The following is a 21,655-nucleotide window of genomic DNA, read 5'->3' on the forward strand; positions in this document are numbered from 1 at the left end:
TCATCCCACTTTCTCCGTGTCCTTCGCTTCCGCGTCCGCGTCGTTCTCCCTGCTGCGCAACGCCGAACCGATGAATCCCGCTGCGTATCGCATGGCGTGCACCGCCTCCGGCGACAGCCGCGGCAGGGCCTGGAAGACGTGCACCTGGTCCGGCCAGACCTGCAACTCGCAGTCACCGCCCGCGGCCGAGATCTCGTCGGCCAGCCGGTGGGCGTCGGCGGCCAGCATCTCAGCACCGCCTGCCTGGATCAGCGTCCGCGGCAGCACGGGACCCGCGGCCACGTCGAGGGCCAGCCGGTGATCCGTGGGATCGGTTTCCGGACAATACATCCGGACGAGGCGGGCCGCGTCGGCCGAGCGGATCGCGGGGTCGGCGCGCAGCCGCTCCCGTTCGCGGGCCAGACCGAAGGTCAGGTCGAACAGCGGGGAGAACAACACCATGGCCGCCGGGTGCCGCTGCGCCACATCTGGGGTGAGCAGCAGGTCCACCGCCAGGTGTCCGCCCGCCGAGTCGCCGGCCACCACCAGCCGCCCTGGATCGAATCGCTGGTCGTCGAGCAGCCAGTCCCAGCCCGCGCGCACGTCGTCGGCCGCAGAGGGGAACCGGTGCCGCGGCGCGAGCCGGTAGTCGTCGCAGAACACCGGCAACCCGGTCAGTGCCGACAACCACGCGGTGAGCCTGCGGTGCGTGCGCGGCGAGCACAGCGCGTACCCACTTCCGTGCAGGAAGTAGACCGCCGCGTCGCCGCGGGCCACCCCGCGGGCCCGGACCCATTCGCCGCGGACCCGCCTGCCGTCGGCGGTGACGGTGTCGACCGGTTCGACGACGGCGCCCGCGAGCGAGGGGCCGAACGCGTCCATCACCCCGGCGATGATCCACCGGGACATGTGCAGTCCCCATGCCCGCTCGGGCGGCAGCACCGCGCTGATCTGCCGCAGGGTCACCGCGCTCATCGCGGCCGCCGCACGTGACCGCCGGGATCCGCGCCGACGAACCGGCGATTCGGCTGCCACCGCGATGGGAGACGTCGTTGTCATCGGACTGAGTCAACACCCAATGGTGACATTGGTCAATGACAACATTCGCTGTTGGCGGTGTTGCCCGGGCTTTCAGGAGTCGTTCAGGTTCGGCGGGTACTGTCGATTACATCAGCTAAGTAACCGTCCGACGTGCAGAAGAGGGAGACATGGCGCGCACCGACAACGACACCTGGGACCTGGCTTCGAGCGTAGGGGCCACCGCAACCATGGTGGCCGCCGCCCGCGCCGTCGCGACCAGGGCCGACGATCCGGTCATCGACGATCCGTTCGCCGAGCCCTTGGTCCGCGCGGTCGGCGTCGAGTTCTTCACGAAACTGGCCAGCGGAGAACTGCGGCCCACCGAACTCGACCCCGAATCGACCGGCGGCGTCGGCAACATGGACCGGTTCGCCGACGGGATGGCCGCACGCACGCGATTCTTCGACGACTTCTTCCTTGACGCCGCCCGCGCCGGAGTCCGGCAGGCGGTGATCCTGGCGGCGGGTCTCGACGCGCGTGCCTACCGGCTGCCGTGGCCCGCGGGCACAGTGGTGTTCGAGATCGACCAGCCGGAGGTCGTCGCATTCAAGACCCGCACGATGGCCGAGCTCGGCGCGACCCCGAGCGCCGACCGGCGCACCGTGCCGGTGGACCTGCGTGACGACTGGGTCGGCGCACTGACCGCCGCCGGTTTCGACCGCACCGCACCGACGGCGTGGATCGCCGAGGGACTGTTCGGTTACCTGCCGCCCGAGGCGCAGGACCGGTTACTCGACCAGATCACCGAGCTGAGCCCGGCGGGCAGCCGGATCGCCGCCGAGGGTGTCGTCCACCAGGAGGACATCGACGAAGACGAGCTGCGGTCCAAGATGAAGGCCGTCTCCGACCAGTGGAGCAGGCACGGCTTCGATCTCGATTTCTCCGAACTGGTCTACACCGGCGAACGCGCCGAGGTGGCGGCCTACCTCGAGGGCAGCGGCTGGAGCGCCGAGAGCATCACCGCCAGCGATCTGCTCGTGCGGGTGGGCCTGGCGCAGGCCGACGGTGACAACGCCAACTTCGCCGACATCCGTTACGTCTCCGCCGTCAAGTAGGGGCACCCGATGGCACGAACCGACTCCGACAGTTGGGATCTGGCGTCCAGTGTCGGCGCGACGGCGACCATGGTGGCCGCGGCCCGCGCACTCGCCAGCCGGGAACCCGGCGCGCTGATCGACGACCCGTATGCGGCACCGTTGGTGCGCGCGGTCGGCGTGGAATTCTTCGTCAAGCTCGTCGACGGTGAGCTCGAGCTGCCCGCCGACACCGAAGAGGCCCGCGCCGCAGCGCAGGTGATGACCGAGATCATGGCGGTGCGGACGCGGTTCTTCGACGACTTCTTCGTCGAGGCGGCGACCGGTGGAGTCCGGCAGGCGGTGATCCTGGCCTCCGGCCTGGATTCGCGTGCCTACCGGCTGCCGTGGCCGGCGGGCACCCTGGTCTACGAGCTCGACCAGCCCGAGGTGATCGAGTTCAAGACGCAGACCCTGGCGGGGATCGGTGCACACCCGACCGCCACCCACCGCCCGGTCGGCGTCGACCTTCGTGACGACTGGCCGGAGGCGTTGCGCGCCGCGGGATTCGACGCCACCGCGCCCACTGCGTGGAGCGCCGAAGGCCTGCTGCGCTATCTGCCGCCCGATGCCCAGGATCGGCTGTTCGACAACATCACCGCGCTGAGCGCACCGGCCAGCCGGCTGGCCACCGAGGATCACCCCGACGCCGGGGTGGGGATCGGCGAGAAGGCCGACCGGCTCGGCCGCCAGTGGAAGGACCACGGGTTCGACGTGAACCTTTCGCAGCTGTTCTATCCCGGCGAACGCACACCGGTGGTCGACTACCTGCGCGAGCGCGGCTGGGCCGTGCGGTCGCGCTCCCGCCCCGAGGTGTTCGACGGCTACGGCCGGGACTTCCCCGACACCGACGAGCTGGCGTCTCTACGGGATTCGCTGGCCGTCACCGCTGTTCGAGAATAGGAGACCGCAATGACCCGGACCGACGGCGACAGCTGGGACCTGGCATCGAGCGTGGGCGCCACCGCGACCTCGGTGGCCGCGTCGCGGGCACTGGCCTCCAAGGGTCCCGACGCACTGATCGACGACCCGTGGGCCGACGTCCTGGTCAGGGCCGTCGGGCTGGAATCGTTCGTCCGGGTGGCGGACGGGCAGGTGCACGTGGCCGGCGACCCGATCCTCGACCGCAGGCGGATGAGCGAGCAGATCGCGGTGCGCACGCGGTACTTCGACGACTTCTTCACCGACGCGTGCGCGGCGGGCGTGCGGCAGGCGGTCATCCTGGCGTCCGGGCTCGACACCCGCGCCTACCGGTTGGACTGGCCGGCGGGCACCGTGGTGTACGAGATCGACCAGCCGCAGGTGATCGAGTTCAAGACCCGCGTGCTCGCCGACGCCGGTGCCACACCGGCCGCCGACCGCCGCACCGTCGCGGTCGACCTCCGAGACGACTGGTCACAGGCGTTGCGCAACAGTGGTTTCGACCCGCAGGCGCCGACGGCATGGATCGCCGAGGGGCTGCTGGTGTACCTACCGCCCGACGCGCAGGACCGGTTGTTCGACAACATCACCGCACTCAGTGCACCGGGCAGCCGGCTGGCCACCGAGCACATGGACACCACCGCACTGCCCGAGAACTGGGCCGCGGAGCTCACCGAGCGCGCGAAGCGCGTCGGCTCCGACATCGACCTGGCTGCATTGTTCTACACCGGTGAGCGCACCCCGGCCGGCGTGTACCTCGCCGATCACGGTTGGCAGGTCAGCACGGTGTCGAGCACAGAGGCCTACGCCGCCAACGGTTTCGCCTTTCCCGAGGACGACCTGCTCCGGGTGTTCGGCGACTCGGGCTACCTCTCGGCCACCCTCACGACGTAGCGTGAGGCACGTGGCACGTGCAGATGACGACAGCTGGGACCTGGCGTCCAGCGTGGGCGCTACGGCGACGATGGTGGCCGCAGGCCGGGCCGTCGCCAGCCGCGACCCGCGCGGGCTGATCAACGATCCCTTCGCCGCTCCGCTGGTGCGCGCGGTGGGCATCGAGTTCTTCACCAAGATCGCCGACGGCGAGTTGGACATGTCCGACCTCGACCCGGAATCCGCACCGCGGGTGCAGGCCAACATCGACGAGATGGCGGTGCGCACGAAGTTCTTCGACGACTACTTCGAGGCGGCCACCAGGGGTGGGATCCGCCAGGCGGTGATCCTGGCGTCCGGCTTGGACTCGCGGGCCTACCGGCTGGCATGGCCGGACGGCACCGTGGTCTACGAGATCGACCAGCCCGAGGTGATCGAGTTCAAGACCCGCACCCTCGACGGTATCGGCGCGACGCCGACCGCTCAACGCCGCGCGGTGCCCATCGATCTGCGCGAGGACTGGCCGGCCGCGCTGCGGGCCGCGGGATTCGACGCCGGTGCGCCGACCGCGTGGTGCGCCGAGGGACTGCTGATCTATCTGCCGCCCGAGGCGCAGGACCGGTTGTTCGACGACATCGACGCGCTGTCGGTGCCGGGCAGTGCCGTCGCCACCGAATTCGTCCCGGGTATGCGAGATTACGATCCGGAGAAGGCGCGGGCGGCGACCGCGGAGTTCCGCAGGCAGGGCCTGGACATCGACATGCCGTCTCTGGTCTACCACGGCGAACGGCAGAGCGCGGCGGAGTACCTGACGGCGAAGGGATGGCGGATGGACGGCACGCCGCGCTCAGAGTTGTTCGCGCGCTATGGCCTTACGGTCCCCGAACTGGACGAGGACAATCCGCTGGGCGAGATCGTCTACGTCAGCGGCCACCGCTAGAAGCGGTGGTCCCCCAGCCACAATGCGTTCACCCCGGACAGCGACCGTTCGGCCTGACCGAGCATCCCGACCACCGACCGGCTCACCAGCGCACCGAGCGCGTCGGGCAGCGACGCCGCGGCCGGCTGTGACGACTGCCTTGGCCGCAACATGTCCATCAGCGAGGAACCCGGGTATCCGACGAGACGTACGTCGGCGTCCGCGTCGAGACCGGCGAGCACCTTGGCCCGGTTGATCGCGGTGCGCAACCCGCCCAGTTCGTCGACCAGGCCGTGCTCCTTGGCGTCGGCGCCCGTCCACACCCGGCCCCGCGCCACCGCCTCGACCGCCTCCTCCGACAGTTTGCGGCCCGCGGCCACGCGTTCGACGAAGTCGGTGTAGGACATGTCCGCCTCGGCGACCACCTGGGCGTGCTGCTCGTCGGTGAACGGGGCGTTCGGTGACCAGGCGTCGGCATTGGCGTTGGTGCGCACCGAATCCGAGCCCACACCGAGGCGGTCCTTGAGTTCGCGCGCCACCAGCTTGCCGGTGATGACGCCGATCGATCCGGTGATGGTGCCGGGATTGGCGACGATCGCGTCGGCGTCCATCGAGACGTAGTAGCCGCCGGACGCGGCCACCGCGCCCATCGAGGCGACCACCGGCGTGCCGTTGCGGCGCACCCTGACCACCTCACGCCAGATCGTCTCCGACGCCGTCACCGACCCGCCGGGGCTGTCCACGCGCAGCACGATCGCCGACACCGAGTCGTCGGCCGCGGCCTCACGCAGCGCCGCCGCGATGGTGTCGCCGCCTGCGCTCGAGTTGCCCAGCGGCAGCAGCCCGGGGCCGCCGCGGCCGCTGACGATCGGGCCGTCCAGAGTCACCACCGCAATGGTCGGCTTGCCCTTGCGGCCGGGGAGCGACGGCGCAGGGCGGGGCACGGTGGCCCGGGCGTAGCGGGACAGGAACAGCCGCGGTGGGGCGTCCGGGCCGTCGGGGTCACCGGACTCGGGCGAGATGTCCTGTGCGCCGGACAATTCAGCGATCCGGGCATATGCCTCGTCACGGAAGCCGATGCGGTCCACCAAACCGGCGGTGACCGCGGCGTCGCGTAGCAGTGGCGCCTTGTCGGCCAGCCCGTCGATGCCCGCACGGTCGATGTGGCGCGATTCGGCGATCGCGTCCCACACCTGCGACTTGAGGCTCTCGATCAACCGGCTGTCGGCCTCGCGGTGGGCGTCGGTGTAGCGATCCTCGGTGAACACATTGGCCGCCGACTTGTACTCGCCGAGCGCGATGAACTGCGCCTCGATGCCGGCTTTGTCCAGCGCGTCACGCAGGAACATCGCGTTGGTGGCGAAGCCGACCAGGCCGACGGTGCCCGACGGCTGCATCCAGACCTCGCGAAACGCCGAGGCCAGGTAGTACGACAGCGTGGCGGGGTACGCCTCCGCCCAGGCCAGTGTCGGCTTGACGTCGCTGAACGCCGAGATAGCCTCGCGCAGCTCCTGCACCGGGCCGGCGGCCCAGACCGGGAACTGCACCCGCGCGATCAACCCGGCCACGCGGTCGTCCTCGGCCGCGCGGTGGATGGCGGCCACGACCTGGCGCAGCACCGGGGGACGCCCGCCACTGGAGATCATCGCGAGCGGATCGAATCCGTTGCTCTCCTTGGGCACCGACTGCAGATCGAGTTCGAGGATGCACCCGTCGGGAACACCGTGGTGACGTGCGGTGTCGACGCGACGGACGAGCCCGCGCAGGTCGTCGGCGCCGGGGATACCCGGAAGGAAAGCGGCCATGATTCGAGGGTACCGATCGCCGCAGGACCGCCTGTCCGGCCTCGTACGGTGGTCGGGTGCGGTTCTCCATCGCGATACCCCAGTTGGACCCCGACGGCTTCGATGCGGACGGGGTGAAGGATTTCCTGACACGGGCCGAAGACCTGGGTTTCGAGGGCGGCTGGGTGCTGGAGCAGGCGATCGGGCCGACACCGGTGCTGGCGCCGCTCGAGCTGCTCGCGTACGCCGCCGCCTGCACCAGCCGTCTGCGGCTCGGGGTCGGGGTGATGCTGACGGCGCTGCACGATCCGCTGCAGTTGGCGGCGGCGGTGACGACGGTCGACCGGCTCAGTCACGGCCGGCTGGATCTCGGTGTCGCGGCAGGCGGCAAGCGGCGCAAGTTCGAGGCGTTCGGCGTCGAGCGCGCCACGTTCGTCAGCAGCTTCACCGAGGGCCTCGAGCTGATGAAGGCGGCGTGGTCCGACGAGCCGCGGGTGACGTTCCACGGCCGCTTCCGGGACGTCGACGATCTACCGATCCAGCCCAAGCCGGTGCAGCGCCCGCATCCGCCGATCTGGTTCGGCGCCAACGCCCCGAAGCCCCTCGCCCGCGCGGTGCGGATGGGCGACGCTTTCCTGGGCGCCGGTTCGTCGACCACCGCGGCATTTGCCGATGCGGTCCGGGTGGTGCACCGCGAACTCGACGAACAACGCAGGGACGCCGGAGAGTTCACGATCGGCAAGCGGGTGTACCTGGCGGTCGACGACGACGCGGATCGGGCACGGGAGCGTGTGCAGGCCGGCCTGCGCCGGATCTACGGCGGCATGTCGGGCATCGAGGACGTCCCCGTCGCAGGCACGCCGGACGACGTGGCACGCGGGCTGCGTGAGGTGATAGACGCGGGAGCGCAGATGGTTCTGCTCAACCCGTTGGGTGCCGACGTGGCCGAGGACCGTGAGCAGATGGAACGGCTTGCCGCAGAGGTTCTTCCACAGTTGCGCTGAGTTAGGCGCGGTTGTCCACAGCTTCGGTCTCGCGCTTTCGCGTGTCGTACCCCTCTGCCATAATCGAATGTATGTTCGATCCGGCGCAGGCAAGCTTCGACCAGGTGCTGGCCGTCACGCGTCCGGAGTCGGTCGAGGCACGCGAACTGCTCTGCGCCGTGGTGGCGGCGGCGCGTCGGGAGAACCAGCAGGCCGCGGCGCGGTTGACCGCGATCGGTGAGTTGTATGCGGTGCGGTTCGCCGAGCGCGATGAGCTCAGCGACCAGTGGGCCGTGGACACCGAATCGGCGGTGGCCGTCGAGATCGGCGCCGCACTGAACATCGCCTACGAGCGGGCCAAGGACCAGGTCAGCCTCGCCCGCGGACTGCGTGAACGCCTACCGTTGGTCGCGGCGATGTTCCGCGCCGGTGCACTGACCCTCGACATCGTCGACACCCTGCTGCACCGCACCACCCTGATCACCGACCCCGCGGTGCTGACCCACGTCGATGCCACCCTGGCCGGTGCGGCGGCCCGGTTGATGAGGCTGAGCTACGGCCAGCTCTGCGGGTACGTCGACCGTGTGATTGCCACCCACGATCGGGATGCGGTGCGGCGCCGACAGAAAGCCGCCTACGAACGTGAGGTGTGGGTCATCGACGGCCTCGACGGCATGAGCAGTTTCGGCGGCACCATGCCCACCACCGGGGCCCGAGTGTTCGACAACCGCCTCGACGCGCTCGCCGACACCGTCTGCCCCGACGACCCCCGCACCAAAAAGCAGCGCCGCGTCGACGCCATCGAAGCCCTCTCCAACGGCGCCGACCACCTGCCCTGCCAGTGCGGCAACCCCGACTGCCCGAACAGAAACGCGATCGCCGCCCCCTTCGTCATCCACACCATCACCGGACCCAACAACCCCGGTGGGGCTGCGGCCGACACTGAGGCTGCCGCCGAGGATGCGAACACCTCGGCCGACGCGTCGGTCGACACCACCGACACCGACACCGACGTCGCTGAGTCGGTGGCGAGCCTCGTGCACAACGACGGCCTCCTGCCACCTGAGCAGCTCGCCGGCCTCGCCGAACACGCCACCACCCGCCCACTGATTCACCCCGGCGACGCCCCACCCGAGCCCCGCTACACCCCTTCGCGGAATCTGGCGGAGTTCGTGCGGTGCCGCGATATGGGCTGCCGATTCCCCGGCTGCGACGTGCCGGCCTTCAACACCGACATCGACCACACCATCCCCTACAGCCAAGGCGGACCGACCCAGGCATCGAACCTCAAATGCCTGTGCCGCCTGCACCATTTGATCAAAACGTTCTGGGGCTGGCACGACCAACAATTGCGCGACGGCACCGTCGTCTGGACCAGCCCCGCCGGGCAGACCTACACCACCCGACCAGGAGCGGCGCTGCTGTTCCCCTTCTTGTGCAACCCGACCGCGGCCGCGGTCATCACACCGCGACCCGACGACAATTGCGGTGAACGCACCGCGATGATGCCCACACGGCAACGCACCCGAGCGCAGAACAAAGCAGCCCGCATCGCCGCCGAACGCCAAGCCAACCGCGAACACCGCGAAGCCCGCCGCCAAGCCCGCCAACAAGCACTCGACAAACTCTTCGCCCCCCAGCCACCACCCCAACCCGGCGACGAACCCCCACCCTTCTAGCCACACCACGGCCACCACCGCCGACGCCACCACACGTCGGCGGTATCCGCCTGCGCGGAGCACTCGAATCCCTCTCCCCCGCAGCAGGCGGTGCCCTACTCTGCCGTCAAGGCGGGAGGTCAACATGGTGCTCAAGGTCGCGGTATCACCGGACGACATTCACGGCGACGCCGACGAGGGCTACGGCAAGGTTGCCGACGCGTTCCGCGCCAACTTCGCCGCGCGGCAGGAGGTGGGCGCCGCCGTCGCGGTCTATCGCGACGGCGTCAAGGTGGTCGACATGTGGGGCGGCTACCGCAACGGCTTCACGAAGCAGCCGTGGCAGCGCGACACCATCGTCAACATGTTCTCGACCACCAAAGGCATTGCGGCGCTGACGACTGCAGCCGCGGTGTCGAAAGGCCTCTACTCCTACGACGACCGGGTCGCCGACCTCTGGCCCGAGTTCGCTCAGGCCGGCAAGGCCGACATCACCGTGCGCCAACTGCTCGCCCACCAGGCCGGTCTCTGTGCCCTGACTCCGGCACCCACACTTGCCGACGTCGCGGACACCCAGCGCCTCTCGGCGATGCTCGCCGCCCAGAAACCCGCCTGGGTACCCGGCACCCGGCACGGCTACCACGCCATCACCCTGGGCTGGTACCAGTCCGAATTGATTCGCCGCACCGACCCCGCGGGCCGGACGCTCGGCCGGTTCCTCGCCGACGAGATCGTCACACCGCTGGGCCTCGACCTGCACATCGGACTGCCCGACACCGTCAGCACCGACCGCATCGCCCTCGTCCACTACTGGAAACGCTGGGAGACGCTGCTACACACGAACGTCATGCCGCCGGGCTTCCTCGCGACATCTCTCAACCCCGTCGGCCTCACGGCGCGAACGGTCGGTGTGCCCAAAGACATCAACGCTTTCGACGGCGCCTACAACCGCCCGGACGTTCGGGCCGTCGAGATCCCGTCCGTCAACGGTCACGGCACCGCCGATTCCGTCGCCCGGCTCTACGGTGCCGCCGCCACCGGCGGCGCCGAGATCGGCTTCGACACCGCCACGTTCGAGGCACTCACGGCGGACCCCGTACCACCAAGCAAGGGCTCGAGCGACAGGGTCATGCACATCGGCGTGGCGTACTCACTCGGGTTCTGCAAGCCGATCTCGCCGCACTTCTCGTTCGGCTCATCGGAGAAGGCCTTCGGCACACCGGGATTCGGCGGATCCTTCGGCTGCGCCGATCCCGACACCGCCACCGGTTTCGCGTACGTGATGAACCGGCAGGGGTTCCATCTGTACAGCGACCCACGGGAACTCGCGATCCGTCAGGCGCTGTTCCGCGACGTGCTGCAGACGCGTCCGCAGAACTGACTAGCGACCCGTCATCCGGCTGAACTGCGGGCAGTAGACCGCGACCGACGCCCGCAGGAAGCCGACCGCCTGCTCCTTGGTCATGTTGCTGTTCGTCAGAGTGGCGACCACGCCGCGCACCACCGGAGCCGGGTTCGGATTGGCGGCCATCTGCTGGGTCAACGAGTCACAGACCGAGCGCCCGATGCCGGGGATGTCCGTCCCGGGAGCTGCCTTGATGCCCAGCGCGGTGACGGCTTCGGTGAACCGCTCGTCGTTGGTCTGAGCGTGGACCGTCGCTGTGCCACCGCAGACGGCGAAGCCGGCGACGGCAAGCGCGGCGGCGGCCGAACGGAAGTGCCGGTTCATGGTCTGCTCCTCGGTTCGCAGTCGCTGTGTGATCGCGCCCGCGTCGTGCAACGTTACGTCAACGACAAAGGCCCCGCACGCGGGAAGCGTGCGGGGCCTGTGATCGAGTGTCAGAGCTCGGTGGCCGATCCGCCTGCGGCGGTGATCTTCTCGCGAGCACTGCCGCTGAACTTGTGAGCGCTGATATTGACGCTGACCGACACCTTGCCGTCGCCCAGCACCTTCACCAGCGTGTTCTTGCGCACCGCACCGGCCGCCACGAGTTCGTCGAGGCCGATGTCGCCGCCCTTGGGGAACAGGCGGTCGAGATCGCCGACGTTCACCACCTCATACGAGGTGCGGAAGCGGTTCTTGAAGCCCTTGAGCTTCGGCAGCCGCATGTGGATCGGCATCTGGCCGCCCTCGAACGTCGCCGGGACGTTCTTGCGGGCCTTGGTGCCCTTGGTGCCACGGCCTGCGGTCTTGCCCTTGGAGCCCTCACCGCGACCGACGCGCTGCTTGGCCTTCTTCTCGCCGGGCGCGGGCCTCAGGTCATGGAGCTTGATCGGTGTCATTCTCAGACCTCCTCTACGTCAACGAGGTGGTGCACGGTCTTGATGAGTCCGCGGGTCTGCTCGTTGTCCTCACGGACCACCGTCTGGCGGATCTTCCGCAAGCCGAGCGTGCGCAGACTCTCCCGCTGGTTCCAGCGCGCACCGATGGTGCCGCGCACCTGGGTGATCTTCAGTTCAGCCATGTCATGACGACCCTTCACGTGCAGCCGACGCGGCCAGCGCGTCAGCCTCACGACGGTGCCGCAACATGCTGGCCGGGGCGACATCCTCGATGGACAGCCCACGCCGGGCGGCCACCTCTTCCGGACGCTGGAGCATCTTCAGCGCGGCCACGGTGGCGTGCACCACGTTGATCGCGTTGTCGCTGCCCAGCGACTTCGCCAGGATGTCGTGCACGCCGGCGCATTCCAGCACCGCACGGCACGCACCACCGGCGATCACACCGGTACCGGGGCTGGCCGGACGCAGCATCACCACGCCTGCGGCCGCCTCACCCTGCACCGGATGCGTGACGGTGCCACCGATCAGCGGGACACGGAAGAAGCCCTTGCGAGCCTCCTCGACACCCTTGGCGATCGCGGCGGGAACCTCTTTGGCCTTGCCGTAACCGACGCCGACCATGCCCTTGCCGTCACCGACGATGACCAGGGCGGTGAAGCTGAATCGCCGACCACCCTTGACCACCTTGGAAACCCGGTTGATCGCGACGACGCGCTCCAGGTAGTTGCTCTTGTCGCCGCCGTCGCGGCCGCCGCGTCCACCGCGGTCGTCACGACGACCCCGGTTGTCGCCGCGATTGTCGCGGGAGCCTCGCTGGTCGGACGTCGCCGGCCCGGCCGCTCCTGCTGCCTGCTCGGCCATCATGCAGTCCTTCCGTTGCTGTCAATCATCAGAACGTGAGCCCGCCTTCGCGAGCCGCATCGGCGAGCGATGCGATCCGTCCGCCGTAGGTGTATCCGCCGCGGTCGAACACGACCTTGTCGATACCCGCGGCCTTGGCGCGCTCCGCGATCAGCTGACCGACGCGAACGCTGTGGGCCTTCTTGTCGCCGTCCACCGCCCGCACGTCAGCCTCGATCGACGAGGCCGCGGCCAGGGTGGTGCCGGTGAGGTCGTCCACCAGCTGCACGTGGATGTGCCGCGACGAACGGTGCACCACCAGGCGCGGGACGTCGGCGGTACCGGCGACCTTCTTCCGCAGCCGCGCGTGGCGACGCAGTCGCGACGTCCGGCGGGTCTGGGAGATGTTCTGCCCCACGGGCTTGCGCGTGGTGGGGGCTTCTGTCTTCGCAGCCATCTCTACTTACCTGTCTTTCCGACCTTGCGGCGGATCTGCTCACCTTCGTAGCGGATCCCCTTGCCCTTGTAGGGGTCGCTCTTCCGCAGGCGGCGGATGTTGGCCGCGATCTGGCCGACCTTCTGCTTGTCGATGCCCGTGATCGAGAACTTCGTCGGCGTCTCCACCGCGAAGGTCACACCCTCGGGCGCGTTGATGACGACGGGGTGGCTGTATCCCAGCGCGAACTCCAGCGTGTTGCCCTTGAGCACCACGCGGTAGCCGACGCCGAAGATCTCCATCTTGGTGGTGTATCCCTCGGTGACACCGGTGACCAGGTTGGCCACCAACGTCCGCGACAGCCCGTGCAGCGAGCGGTTGCGCCGCTCGTCGTTGGGCCGGGTCACCACGATGGCGCCGTCGTCCTGTGAAACCTTGATCGGCTCGGCCAGGGCCACGGCCAAGGTGCCCTTGGGGCCCTTCACCGAGACGTTCTGACCGTCGATGGTCACGTCGACCCCGCTGGGGATCGTGACCGGCTGCTTACCAATGCGCGACATGATTCAGTTCCCCCTCACCACACGTAGGCGAGGACTTCGCCGCCCACGCCGCTTCGCGCTGCCTGGCGGTCGGTGAGCAGGCCCGACGACGTGGAGATGATCGCCACGCCCAGGCCGCCGAGCACCCGGGGCAGGTTGGTTGACTTTGCGTACACCCGCAGGCCGGGCTTGGACACCCGGCGCAGACCCGCGATGCTTCGCTCGCGGCTGGGGCCGTACTTCAGCTGCACCACAAGGGATTTGCCGACGCGGGCATCCTCGGTGCGGAAATCGGAGATGTAACCCTGCTCCTTGAGGATCTCGGCGATGTTCGCTTTGATCTTCGAGTGGGGCAGTGTCACCTCGTCGTGGTACGCCGAATTGGCGTTGCGCAGACGTGTCAAGAAGTCTGCGATCGGGTCCGTCATTGTCATGACAGCCGGTTCACCTTCCTCGCGGCGGTTCCCACTGTGGTCAGTTCCATCGGGGGCCTACCGCAACCTGTTTGGATTGGTCTGATTTGAAAGCCGGCTTACCAGCTGGACTTCTGCACACCGGGCAGTTCACCCGCGTGCGCCATTTCGCGCAGGCAGATGCGGCACAGCCCGAACTTGCGGAACACCGCGTGGGGACGGCCGCACCGCTGGCAGCGGGTGTAACCCCGCACCTTGAACTTCGGCTTCTTGTTGGCCTTGTTGACCAGCGCCTTCTTTGCCATCTGCTCAGTTCTCCTTGAACGGAAAGCCCAGCGCCCGCAGCAGCGCTCGTCCTTCGTCGTCGGTGGTCGCCGTGGTGACGACGGTGATGTCCATGCCGCGGGGACGGTCGATGTCGTCGATGTTGATCTCGTGGAACATCGACTGCTCGTTCAGACCGAAGGTGTAGTTGCCGGTGCCGTCGAACTGCTTGGGGCTCAGGCCGCGGAAGTCGCGGATACGCGGCAGCGCGATCGAGGTCAGCCGGTCGAGGAACTCCCACATCCGGTCGCCGCGCAGCGTCACGCGCGCACCGATCGGCATGCCCTCGCGGAGCTTGAACTGCGCGATGGACTTACGGGCCCGGCGGATCTCCGGCTTCTGGCCGGTGATCAGCGCCAGGTCGTTGACCGCGCCGTTGATCAGCTTGGCGTCGCGGGCGGCGTCGCCGACACCCATGTTGACGACGACCTTGACCACGCCGGGGATCTGCATGACGTTGGCGTAGCCGAACTCTTTGTTCAGCGCGTCCTTGATCTCTTCGCGGTAGCGCTGCTTCAGGCGGGGGATGGTCTTCTCAGAGTTCTCAACAGTGGTCATTTACTAGATGTCCTTGCCGTTGCGCTTCGAGACGCGGACCTTCTTGCCGGTCTCGTCGTCGAAGCGGTAGCCGATGCGGGTCGGGTTGCCGTCGGAGTCGATCACCATCACGTTGCTCACGTGGATCGCCGCCTCCTGCGTGACGATGCCGCCCGAGGACGCGCCCCGCTCGTTCGCCGACTGCGCGGTGTGCTTCTTGATCCGGTTGACGCCCTCGACGAGGACCTTCTCGCGGGTCGGGTAGGCCTCGATGACCTTGCCCTTGGCGCCCTTGTCCTTGCCGGAGATGACCAGCACCGTGTCGCCCTTGTGGACCTTCATCTACAACACCTCCGGGGCAAGCGAGACGATCTTCATGAAGCGCTTCTCACGCAGCTCGCGGCCGACCGGGCCGAAGATGCGGGTGCCGCGCGGGTCGTTGTCGGGCTTGATGATGACGGCGGCGTTCTCGTCGAATTTGATGTAGCTGCCGTCGGCGCGCCTGCGCTCCTTGACGGTGCGGACGATGACGGCCTTGACGACGTCGCCACGCTTGACGTTGCCGCCGGGGATGGCGTCCTTGACGGTCGCCACGATCACATCGCCGATGCCGGCGTATCGCCGACCCGAGCCACCGAGCACACGGATGCACAAGATCTCCTTGGCACCCGTGTTGTCGGCGACCTTCAGCCGCGATTCCTGCTGAATCACTCGATCTCCTGACCTGGGTTATGTCTGCACGCCAGATACCGACCTGGTCGTACGCGGTCTTGCGTCACCGAAGAGCACGCAGGGCCCATCCGGATGGATCGGCCGAGGTCTGCCCAAGGCAACCCGTTGATTCTAGGTGAGGACCTGCGGAGAACCAAATCGTCGCTGGTCAGCTATTACGGCCGCGGCTGCGGAGCCCATCGTGGGCGGTGGCGCAGCGCCCGCAGAGTCGTGGTTCAGGGTAGTGCGACGCCGAAGTCCCCGGTGAACACCTCGGCCGCGGCCTCGAAGCCGGCGGCCCCCATCGGCGCCGTGACGTGCACGGCAGCCAGGTACATGCCGCCGTCGGGGGTCCAGATGTGCACGATGCGGTCCCGGTATTCGATGGCGTCCTGGTCGGTGTCGGACAGCGTGCCCATCAGTTCCTGGCCGCTGTAGTCGCAGAGCTCACCGGGCAGCACGCTGACCGCGCTGATCGACGAGTCGGCCACCAGCCGGTCCGAGTAGGTCTCGAAGGCGTAGGCCGGCTGCTCGTCGGTCGCCGTCACGGTCACCAGGGCCTTGATGTCCTCGGGACCCGCGATCAGGACCCCGTCCGCGCTGGGCTGCGGCGGCCCGAAGCCGTCCGGGACCGCCACGGTGATGATCGGCGCGGCGGGGCCCGGTCCGGGCACCCTCGCCTCGGCGGCAGGCCGCGCCTCCGGCGAGCAGGTCACCGTTCCCGGCGGCACCGGCACCCGATTGGTCGGGACGACGCCGAAGTCGATCGGACCGGACGGAGGCGTGAACGTCGGACTGCTCGACGACGACGGCTGCGACGACTCCGAGGAGTCCGGCTGCTGCGAATCCGCCACAGCCGTGCCCTCGTCGGTTCGCGAGCATGCCGTCGCCAGACACACCAGGGCCAGCGCCGGCACGAGAGTTCTCTTCATCATCAGTCCCTCGCGTACGCCCGCGCGAAGTCGCGGTCCAGGTCGGCATACGGTGTGCCCGAGACGTCGACGTTCACCAGCGTGATGGTGCCACCGGTGAACGGGAACGGCGCGGTGTAGCTGCGCGACACCGGTGAGCCGGTGTTGCGTCCGACCGACAGGCTCGCGCCCGCAAGGCCGAACGTGCCGGGGTGCACCTCCATGCCGGCCAGGGTGGCGACGGGTTCGTCGTCCAGGTAGAGCGTCGCCTCGCCGAGTGGGGTGTGGCTGCCCTCGACCGTGCCGGTGCGGACGAAACCGACGCCCAGCGTGTGCCGCCCGGGCGCGACGGCCGCAGGCGAGGACATCGTCTGCTCCTTCTCGCCGAGGAAGTTGTGCACGTAGTGCAGTCGGCCGTCGGCGAAGAACAGCACGTGGCCGCCGTGTGCGCCACCGTGTTTGAACACCACACCCCCGGCGTCCGCGTCGTCGAGCAGCACGTCGGCCCGCACCGCGAACGACCGGCCCTGGATCTCGACGGCCGCGCCGACGCCGACGTCGGCGGTGCCCGGGTAGTAGGAGTAGGAGTCGCGTGCCCCGGCCAGGTACGGCCGGTGCCGCGACAACGTCTCGAGGATGTTGAGGTCCGCCAGCGGAAGGCCGTTGTACTTGTCGGCCTCGCTGAACCACAGCGCCTGCAGTTCCGCGAGCCTGTCGGGGTGTTCGGCGGCGAGATCCCGGCACTGGCTGCGGTCTTCGGCGATGTGGAACAGCTCCCAGCGGTCGCGGTCGAAGTGTGACCAGCCGGCAGGCGACGCGGCGTGCACGGTGTTGGCGAACCAGCCCCGGTGCCAGATGCCGCGGGTGCCGAGCATCGCGTAGAACTGGGTGTCCTTGCCGGTGTCGGCGGCCGGGTCGTCCAGCGCCGCGCGGAAACTGGTGCCGTCCAACGGTTTCTGCGCCACGCCCTTCACCGTGTCCGGTGGCGTGATGCCGAGCAGGTCGTACACCGTCGGGGTGACGTCGCAGACGTTGGCGTAATGGTCCCGCACCTCGCCGTGCGCGGCGATGCCCGCGGGCCACGAGACGATGGCGGTGTCGGCGATGCCGCCCTCATGTGAGGCATAGCGCTTGAACAGCTTGTAGGGCGTGTTGAACGCCATCGCCCAGCCGATCGGATAATGGTTGTAGGTCTGCGGGCCGCCCAGCCGGTCGAGGAACCGCATGCCCTCCTCAGCGGTGTCGATGTAGCCGTTGAAGAACTTGACCTCGTTGACCGAACCGTTCGGTCCGCCTTCACCGCTGGCCCCGTTGTCGGAAATGACGACGACGATCGTGTTGTCGAGCTGGCCGGACTCCTCGAGATAGTCCAGCACCCGGCCGATCTGAGCGTCGGTGTAGCTGAGGAACCCGGCGAACACCTCGGCCATCCGGCTGAACAGTCGCTGCTCGTCCCCGCTCAACGAATCCCAGGGCCGCACGGTGTCCTGCTCGGGCCATGGCTGCCCGTCCGGACCGGTGACGCCGCGGTACGGGTTCATCGGCGACAGCTCGGTGTCGGGCGGGACGATGCCCAGCTTCTTCTGGTTCTCCAGCACGATCTCGCGATAGCGCTCATAACCCATGTCGAAGCGTCCGGCGTAGCGGTCCGCCCACTCCGGGGCGACGTGGTGTGGCGCGTGGCCGGCGCCGGGGCACAGGTAGGTGAACCACGGCTTGTCCGGGGCGATCACCTTGGCGTCGCGGATGAACTCGATCGTCTTGTCCGCCAAATCTTTCGACAGGTGGTAGCCGTCCTCGGGGGTGGCGGGCGGCGCGACGGGGTGGTTGTCGTAGACGAGTTCGGGATACCACTGGTCGGTCTCGCCGCCCATGAAGCCGTAGAAGCGCTCGAACCCGCGTGACAGCGGCCAGTGCCTGCGGGTGGCCGCCAGATTGGATTCCTCGAGCGGCGTGAGGTGCCACTTGCCCACGCAGTAGGTGTTGTAACCCCGCTCGGCGAGCACCTCGGACAGCAGCGCGGTGTCGAAGGGGATGCGGCCGTTGCAGTTCGGGAATCCGTCGGTGAACTCTTCGATGGTGGCCATGCCGACCGTGGTGGCGTTGCGACCCGTGAGCATCGATGCCCGGGTGGGCGAACACAGTGCGGTGGTGTGGAATTGGCTCATCCGCACGCCGCGTTCGGCGATCCGGCTCATGGCGGGCATGTCGACCAGGCCGCCGAAGCAGTCCCACGTCGCGATGCCGGTGTCGTCCCACACCAGGTACAGCACGTTGGGCGCACCGGCGGGCGCGGTCGGAGCCGCGTAGGGCCCCCAGTCCGGCTCCGAATCCCGGATGTCGAGGTTGATCCTGCCCGCGAATTCCGGCGCCATGGCCGGGACGCTACACCGGCGGTACGGCCGGGGACGGCGGAATTGACGACGGCGACATCGGCCTACAGCAACGCGTCGCGGGTGATCGGCACGCCGGTGATGTCGCCCATTCCGGCCATATCGATCCCCCCGGGCACCACTCTGAGGTATTCCTAAGCGGAAGAGTTAGAGAGGTGCCGACATGCCCGCTCCGCTGCTGCCACCCGGCTTCGACTTCACCGATCCCGACATCTACGTCCACCGGTTGCCCGTGGAGGAACTGGCCGAGCTGCGACGCTCGGCGCCACTCTGGTGGAATGCCCAGCCACCCGACGTCGGCGGCTTCGGCGACGGCGGGTTCTGGGTGGTGACCAAGCACCGCGACGTACGCGAGGTCTCGGTGCGCAGCGACGTGTTCTCCTCGGCGGAGAAGTCGGTGGTGCCCCGCTACAAGGTCACCGGCGGTGGCGGTCAAATCGAAGCCGGCCGGGCGTCGATGATCATGATGGACGATCCCGAGCACACGCGACTGCGCAAGATCATCTCCCGCGGCTTCACCCCAAGGGCCGTCGAGCGGCTGCGCGCCGAACTCGATCAACGTGCACAGCGCATCGCGGCCGCGGCGGCCGGACTGTCCACCGGCGACTTCGTCCTCGACGTCGCCCGTGAACTACCGCTGCAGGCCATCGCCGGCCTGCTCGGCGTACCGCAGGAGGACCGCGAGAAGCTGTTCGACTGGAGCAATCAGATGATCGGTGACGAGGACCCCGAGTTCGCCGAATACGACTCGCTCGGCTCGGCGGCCGAGTTGATGTGGTACGCCATGCAATTGGCGCAGCGCAAGGCCGGGCAGCGCAGCGAGGACATCGTCAGCGCGTTGATGGACGCCGACGACGACGGCCAGCTGACCGACGCCGAGTTCGGGATGTTCGTCGTCACCTTGACCATCGCCGGCAACGAGACGACGCGCCAATCCATCACGCAGGGGATGATGGCCTTCACCGAGCACCCCGAGCAGTGGGAGCTGTTCAAGGCCCGCCGCCCGAAGACCGCTGCGGACGAGATCATCCGCTGGGCCTCCCCGATCAACGCGTTCCAGCGCACCGCGCTGCGGGACACCGAACTCAACGGCGTCCGCATCGAGAAGGGGCAGCGGCTGGTGCTGTTCTACCGGTCCGCGAACTTCGACGAAGAGGTCTTCGACGAGCCGTCACGATTCGACATCCTGCGACACCCCAACCCCCATCTCGGATTCGGCGGCACCGGGGCGCACTACTGTGTCGGCGCCAACCTCGCGAGGATGACGATCGACCTGATGTTCAACGCGATCGCCGATCACCTTCCCGACCTCGAGCCGCTCGGAGATCCCGAGCGCCTGCGGTCCAGCATGATCAACGGCATCAAGCACTGGGAGGTCGACTACACCGGCGGCCGCCGGACGGATCAGTCCGCGCCGGCGTGACGGACGGGCCGATACGTTCGGGACCGGACCGGCCGCTCCCAGAGCGCTCCCCCGTCGGCGGTGACGCCGGCCTTGATCAGTTCGCGTTTGAGGATCTTGTTGGTGGCCGTCTGCGGCAGCGCGTCGTTGATGCGGACGAAGCGGGGCCACGCCTTGGGTGACAGATCCTGTTGTCCGGCGAGAAAGGTCTCGAGCCCGGCCGGGGAGAGTGCGGCACCGTCGTTCAGGACGACCGCGGCCATCACCTGGTCGCCGACGTGGGAGTCCGGTACCGCGTAGACCGCGACCTGGTTGAGTGCGGGCAGCCTCAGCAGGATGCGCTCGATCGGTGCGGCCGCGAGGTTCTCGCCGTCCACCCGCATCCAGTCGGCCGTGCGGCCCGCCAGGTAGATCCACCCCTCGGCGTCACGGTAGGCGAGGTCTCCGGACCAGTACATCCCGTGGCGCATGCGCTCGTCGGTGGCGCCCGGGTCGTTGTAGTACCCGCCGAACGCGCCGCCGCCGGTGGTGTTGACCAGCTCACCCACCGCGTCGTCGAAGTTGGCCAGCGCACCGGTCTGATCGAATATCGCTGTCGCGCATTCGGTCACGGTGTCGGGGTGGTAGACGGCGACGCCTTCCCAGCCCCGGCCGATGGACCCGGGCGGGGTTCCGTCCTCGCGGACCACGATGACGGCGAACTCGCTGGAGCCGAACCCGTCCATCACCCGGCAGCCGAACCGCCTTGCGAATCCCTCGATGTCGCGGTCGGCGGCCTCGTTGCCGAACGCGACGCGCAGCGGGTTGTCGGCGTCGTCCGGTTGTTCCGGGGTGCCGAGCACCAGGGCGAGCGGCTTGCCGACGTAGTTCATGTACGTGGCGCCGTACCGCCGGATGTCGTCGAGGAAGCGTGAGGCCGAGAACTTGGCGGGCACCATGGCCGCGCCGCTGCACACGGCCACCGACCAGCCGCCCGCCACGCCGTTCGAATGGAACAGCGGCATCGAGAGATAGCAGACATCGTCGGGGGTGATGTCGTGTTGCAGCACCAGGCTGCTGCCACTCAGTACCGCCATCACGTGGGCGAAGGGGACCGCCTTGGGATTGCCGCTGGTGCCCGAGGTGAAGATCAGCATCATCGGGTCGGTGGCCACCACCTCGCGGTGCGGCACCAGGGCCCCCGCGGCGCCGACCGCCTCGAGGTAGGCCGGTGACGTCACGTCGATGACCGTGACGCCGGTCAGATCCAGCCCGTCCAGCAGCGGCCGGTGGTCGGGATCGATCAGCAGCAGCTGACAATCCGATCGGCGGATGTCGTCGAGCAGACCCGCGCCGCGGCGGGTGGTGTTGATGCCGCACAGTACGTAGCCACCCAGTGCGGCGGCGGCCATGGAACGCAACATCGCCGGGGTGTTGCCGAGCAGCACTCCGACGTGCAGCGGACGGGCCGGATCGGCCGAGCCGATGATCGCCGACGCCTCGGCGGCGGCCTCCGCGAGATACTCGTGCCACGACCACGTCAGGTCCCCGTGCATGACGGCGATGCCGTCGTCGTCCATGCGGTCGCGAAGGACCTGCTGGATGGTCTCATGCATG

At 68.5% G+C, this 21,655-nt stretch carries 24 protein-coding genes; 8 read left to right on the plus strand and 16 right to left on the minus strand.

What is annotated here, in order from left to right:
* Entirely contained in the window at positions 1-1,038 is a 1,038-nt protein-coding gene (locus AB0K11_RS04490; RefSeq protein WP_364972671.1) for an alpha/beta hydrolase, read from the minus strand.
* 149 nt (positions 1,039-1,187) lie between these two features.
* Here AB0K11_RS04490 and AB0K11_RS04495 point away from each other — a divergent pair, with 149 nt between their 5' ends.
* From AB0K11_RS04495 to AB0K11_RS04510, 4 genes are read left to right on the plus strand one after another with little or no spacing between them, the layout of a single operon-like run.
* Entirely contained in the window at positions 1,188-2,114 is a 927-nt protein-coding gene (locus AB0K11_RS04495) for a class I SAM-dependent methyltransferase (RefSeq protein ID WP_364972673.1), read from the plus strand.
* Positions 2,115-2,123: 9 nt separating this feature from the next.
* The gene (locus AB0K11_RS04500; protein WP_364972675.1) at positions 2,124-3,035 is read left to right on the plus strand and encodes a class I SAM-dependent methyltransferase; all 912 of its coding nucleotides are present in this window, start codon (positions 2,124-2,126) and stop codon (positions 3,033-3,035) included.
* A 9-nt stretch (positions 3,036-3,044) separates the two neighbouring features.
* Entirely contained in the window at positions 3,045-3,947 is a 903-nt protein-coding gene (locus AB0K11_RS04505) for a class I SAM-dependent methyltransferase (RefSeq protein WP_364972677.1), read from the plus strand.
* A gap of 10 nt (positions 3,948-3,957) precedes the next feature.
* Positions 3,958-4,866: a class I SAM-dependent methyltransferase gene (locus AB0K11_RS04510; RefSeq protein WP_364972679.1), complete on the plus strand. Its 909-nt coding sequence runs from the start codon at positions 3,958-3,960 to the stop codon at positions 4,864-4,866.
* Here the strand turns inward: AB0K11_RS04510 and sppA are convergent.
* Positions 4,863-6,650, minus strand: a complete 1,788-nt coding sequence (gene sppA, locus AB0K11_RS04515; RefSeq protein ID WP_364972681.1) for a signal peptide peptidase SppA — start codon at positions 6,648-6,650, stop codon at positions 4,863-4,865. The genes AB0K11_RS04510 and sppA overlap by 4 nt on opposite strands.
* Before the next feature lie 56 nt (positions 6,651-6,706).
* Here sppA and AB0K11_RS04520 point away from each other — a divergent pair, with 56 nt between their 5' ends.
* From AB0K11_RS04520 to AB0K11_RS04530, 3 genes are all read left to right on the plus strand, one after another.
* Entirely contained in the window at positions 6,707-7,633 is a 927-nt protein-coding gene (locus AB0K11_RS04520) for an LLM class flavin-dependent oxidoreductase (RefSeq protein ID WP_364972683.1), read from the plus strand.
* 71 nt (positions 7,634-7,704) lie between these two features.
* A complete protein-coding gene (locus AB0K11_RS04525; protein ID WP_364972685.1) occupies positions 7,705-9,291 on the plus strand; it encodes a DUF222 domain-containing protein in 1,587 nt (528 codons plus the stop codon).
* Between the two features lie 124 nt (positions 9,292-9,415).
* Positions 9,416-10,651 (plus strand): serine hydrolase domain-containing protein, encoded by a 1,236-nt coding sequence (locus tag AB0K11_RS04530; protein ID WP_364972688.1) that lies wholly within the window; start codon positions 9,416-9,418, stop codon positions 10,649-10,651.
* Here AB0K11_RS04530 and AB0K11_RS04535 read toward each other — a convergent pair whose 3' ends face one another.
* From AB0K11_RS04535 to AB0K11_RS04595, 13 genes are all read right to left on the minus strand, one after another.
* Positions 10,652-10,999: a DUF732 domain-containing protein gene (locus AB0K11_RS04535; RefSeq protein ID WP_364972691.1), complete on the minus strand. Its 348-nt coding sequence runs from the start codon at positions 10,997-10,999 to the stop codon at positions 10,652-10,654. It lies immediately after the preceding gene.
* A gap of 110 nt (positions 11,000-11,109) precedes the next feature.
* A complete protein-coding gene (rplO, locus tag AB0K11_RS04540) occupies positions 11,110-11,553 on the minus strand; it encodes a 50S ribosomal protein L15 (RefSeq protein WP_269893735.1) in 444 nt (147 codons plus the stop codon).
* Between the two features lie 2 nt (positions 11,554-11,555).
* Positions 11,556-11,735 carry a 50S ribosomal protein L30 gene (gene rpmD, locus AB0K11_RS04545; protein ID WP_364972694.1) on the minus strand — a complete coding sequence of 60 codons (180 nt, stop codon included), beginning with the start codon at positions 11,733-11,735 and terminating at the stop codon, positions 11,556-11,558.
* Between the two features lies 1 nt (position 11,736).
* Positions 11,737-12,414, minus strand: a complete 678-nt coding sequence (gene rpsE / locus AB0K11_RS04550; RefSeq protein ID WP_364972696.1) for a 30S ribosomal protein S5 — start codon at positions 12,412-12,414, stop codon at positions 11,737-11,739.
* Positions 12,415-12,442: 28 nt separating this feature from the next.
* Positions 12,443-12,811: a 50S ribosomal protein L18 gene (rplR, locus tag AB0K11_RS04555; protein ID WP_264011206.1), complete on the minus strand. Its 369-nt coding sequence runs from the start codon at positions 12,809-12,811 to the stop codon at positions 12,443-12,445.
* 41 nt (positions 12,812-12,852) lie between these two features.
* The gene (gene rplF, locus AB0K11_RS04560) at positions 12,853-13,389 is read right to left on the minus strand and encodes a 50S ribosomal protein L6 (RefSeq protein WP_364972699.1); all 537 of its coding nucleotides are present in this window, start codon (positions 13,387-13,389) and stop codon (positions 12,853-12,855) included.
* Between the two features lie 14 nt (positions 13,390-13,403).
* Positions 13,404-13,802 (minus strand): 30S ribosomal protein S8, encoded by a 399-nt coding sequence (rpsH, locus tag AB0K11_RS04565; RefSeq protein WP_264011091.1) that lies wholly within the window; start codon positions 13,800-13,802, stop codon positions 13,404-13,406.
* Positions 13,803-13,900: 98 nt separating this feature from the next.
* On the minus strand, positions 13,901-14,086 hold the full coding sequence (locus AB0K11_RS04570) for a type Z 30S ribosomal protein S14 (RefSeq protein ID WP_011558444.1): 186 nt from the start codon (positions 14,084-14,086) through the stop codon (positions 13,901-13,903).
* Positions 14,087-14,090: 4 nt separating this feature from the next.
* On the minus strand, positions 14,091-14,663 hold the full coding sequence (gene rplE, locus AB0K11_RS04575; RefSeq protein ID WP_364972703.1) for a 50S ribosomal protein L5: 573 nt from the start codon (positions 14,661-14,663) through the stop codon (positions 14,091-14,093).
* 3 nt (positions 14,664-14,666) lie between these two features.
* Positions 14,667-14,984 (minus strand): 50S ribosomal protein L24, encoded by a 318-nt coding sequence (rplX, locus tag AB0K11_RS04580; protein WP_269893730.1) that lies wholly within the window; start codon positions 14,982-14,984, stop codon positions 14,667-14,669.
* Entirely contained in the window at positions 14,985-15,353 is a 369-nt protein-coding gene (rplN, locus tag AB0K11_RS04585) for a 50S ribosomal protein L14 (RefSeq protein ID WP_137148880.1), read from the minus strand.
* A 236-nt stretch (positions 15,354-15,589) separates the two neighbouring features.
* Positions 15,590-16,285 (minus strand): hypothetical protein, encoded by a 696-nt coding sequence (locus AB0K11_RS04590; protein ID WP_364972707.1) that lies wholly within the window; start codon positions 16,283-16,285, stop codon positions 15,590-15,592.
* Between the two features lie 2 nt (positions 16,286-16,287).
* Positions 16,288-18,639, minus strand: coding sequence for an arylsulfatase (locus AB0K11_RS04595; protein ID WP_364972709.1), 2,352 nt, complete (start codon positions 18,637-18,639; stop codon positions 16,288-16,290).
* A gap of 181 nt (positions 18,640-18,820) precedes the next feature.
* Here AB0K11_RS04595 and AB0K11_RS04600 point away from each other — a divergent pair, with 181 nt between their 5' ends.
* Positions 18,821-20,080, plus strand: coding sequence for a cytochrome P450 (locus AB0K11_RS04600; protein WP_364972712.1), 1,260 nt, complete (start codon positions 18,821-18,823; stop codon positions 20,078-20,080).
* On the opposite strand, the gene fadD1 is transcribed toward AB0K11_RS04600, so the two are convergent.
* Complete coding sequence (gene fadD1, locus AB0K11_RS04605; protein ID WP_364972714.1) at positions 20,062-21,654, minus strand: fatty-acid--CoA ligase FadD1; 1,593 nt, start codon at positions 21,652-21,654, stop codon at positions 20,062-20,064. The genes AB0K11_RS04600 and fadD1 overlap by 19 nt on opposite strands.
* Position 21,655 lies beyond the last annotated feature (1 nt).

Origin of the sequence: Mycobacterium sp. NPDC050551, assembly GCF_040674075.1 — a bacterium.
Taxonomy (GTDB): Bacteria; Actinomycetota; Actinomycetes; order Mycobacteriales; family Mycobacteriaceae; genus Mycobacterium.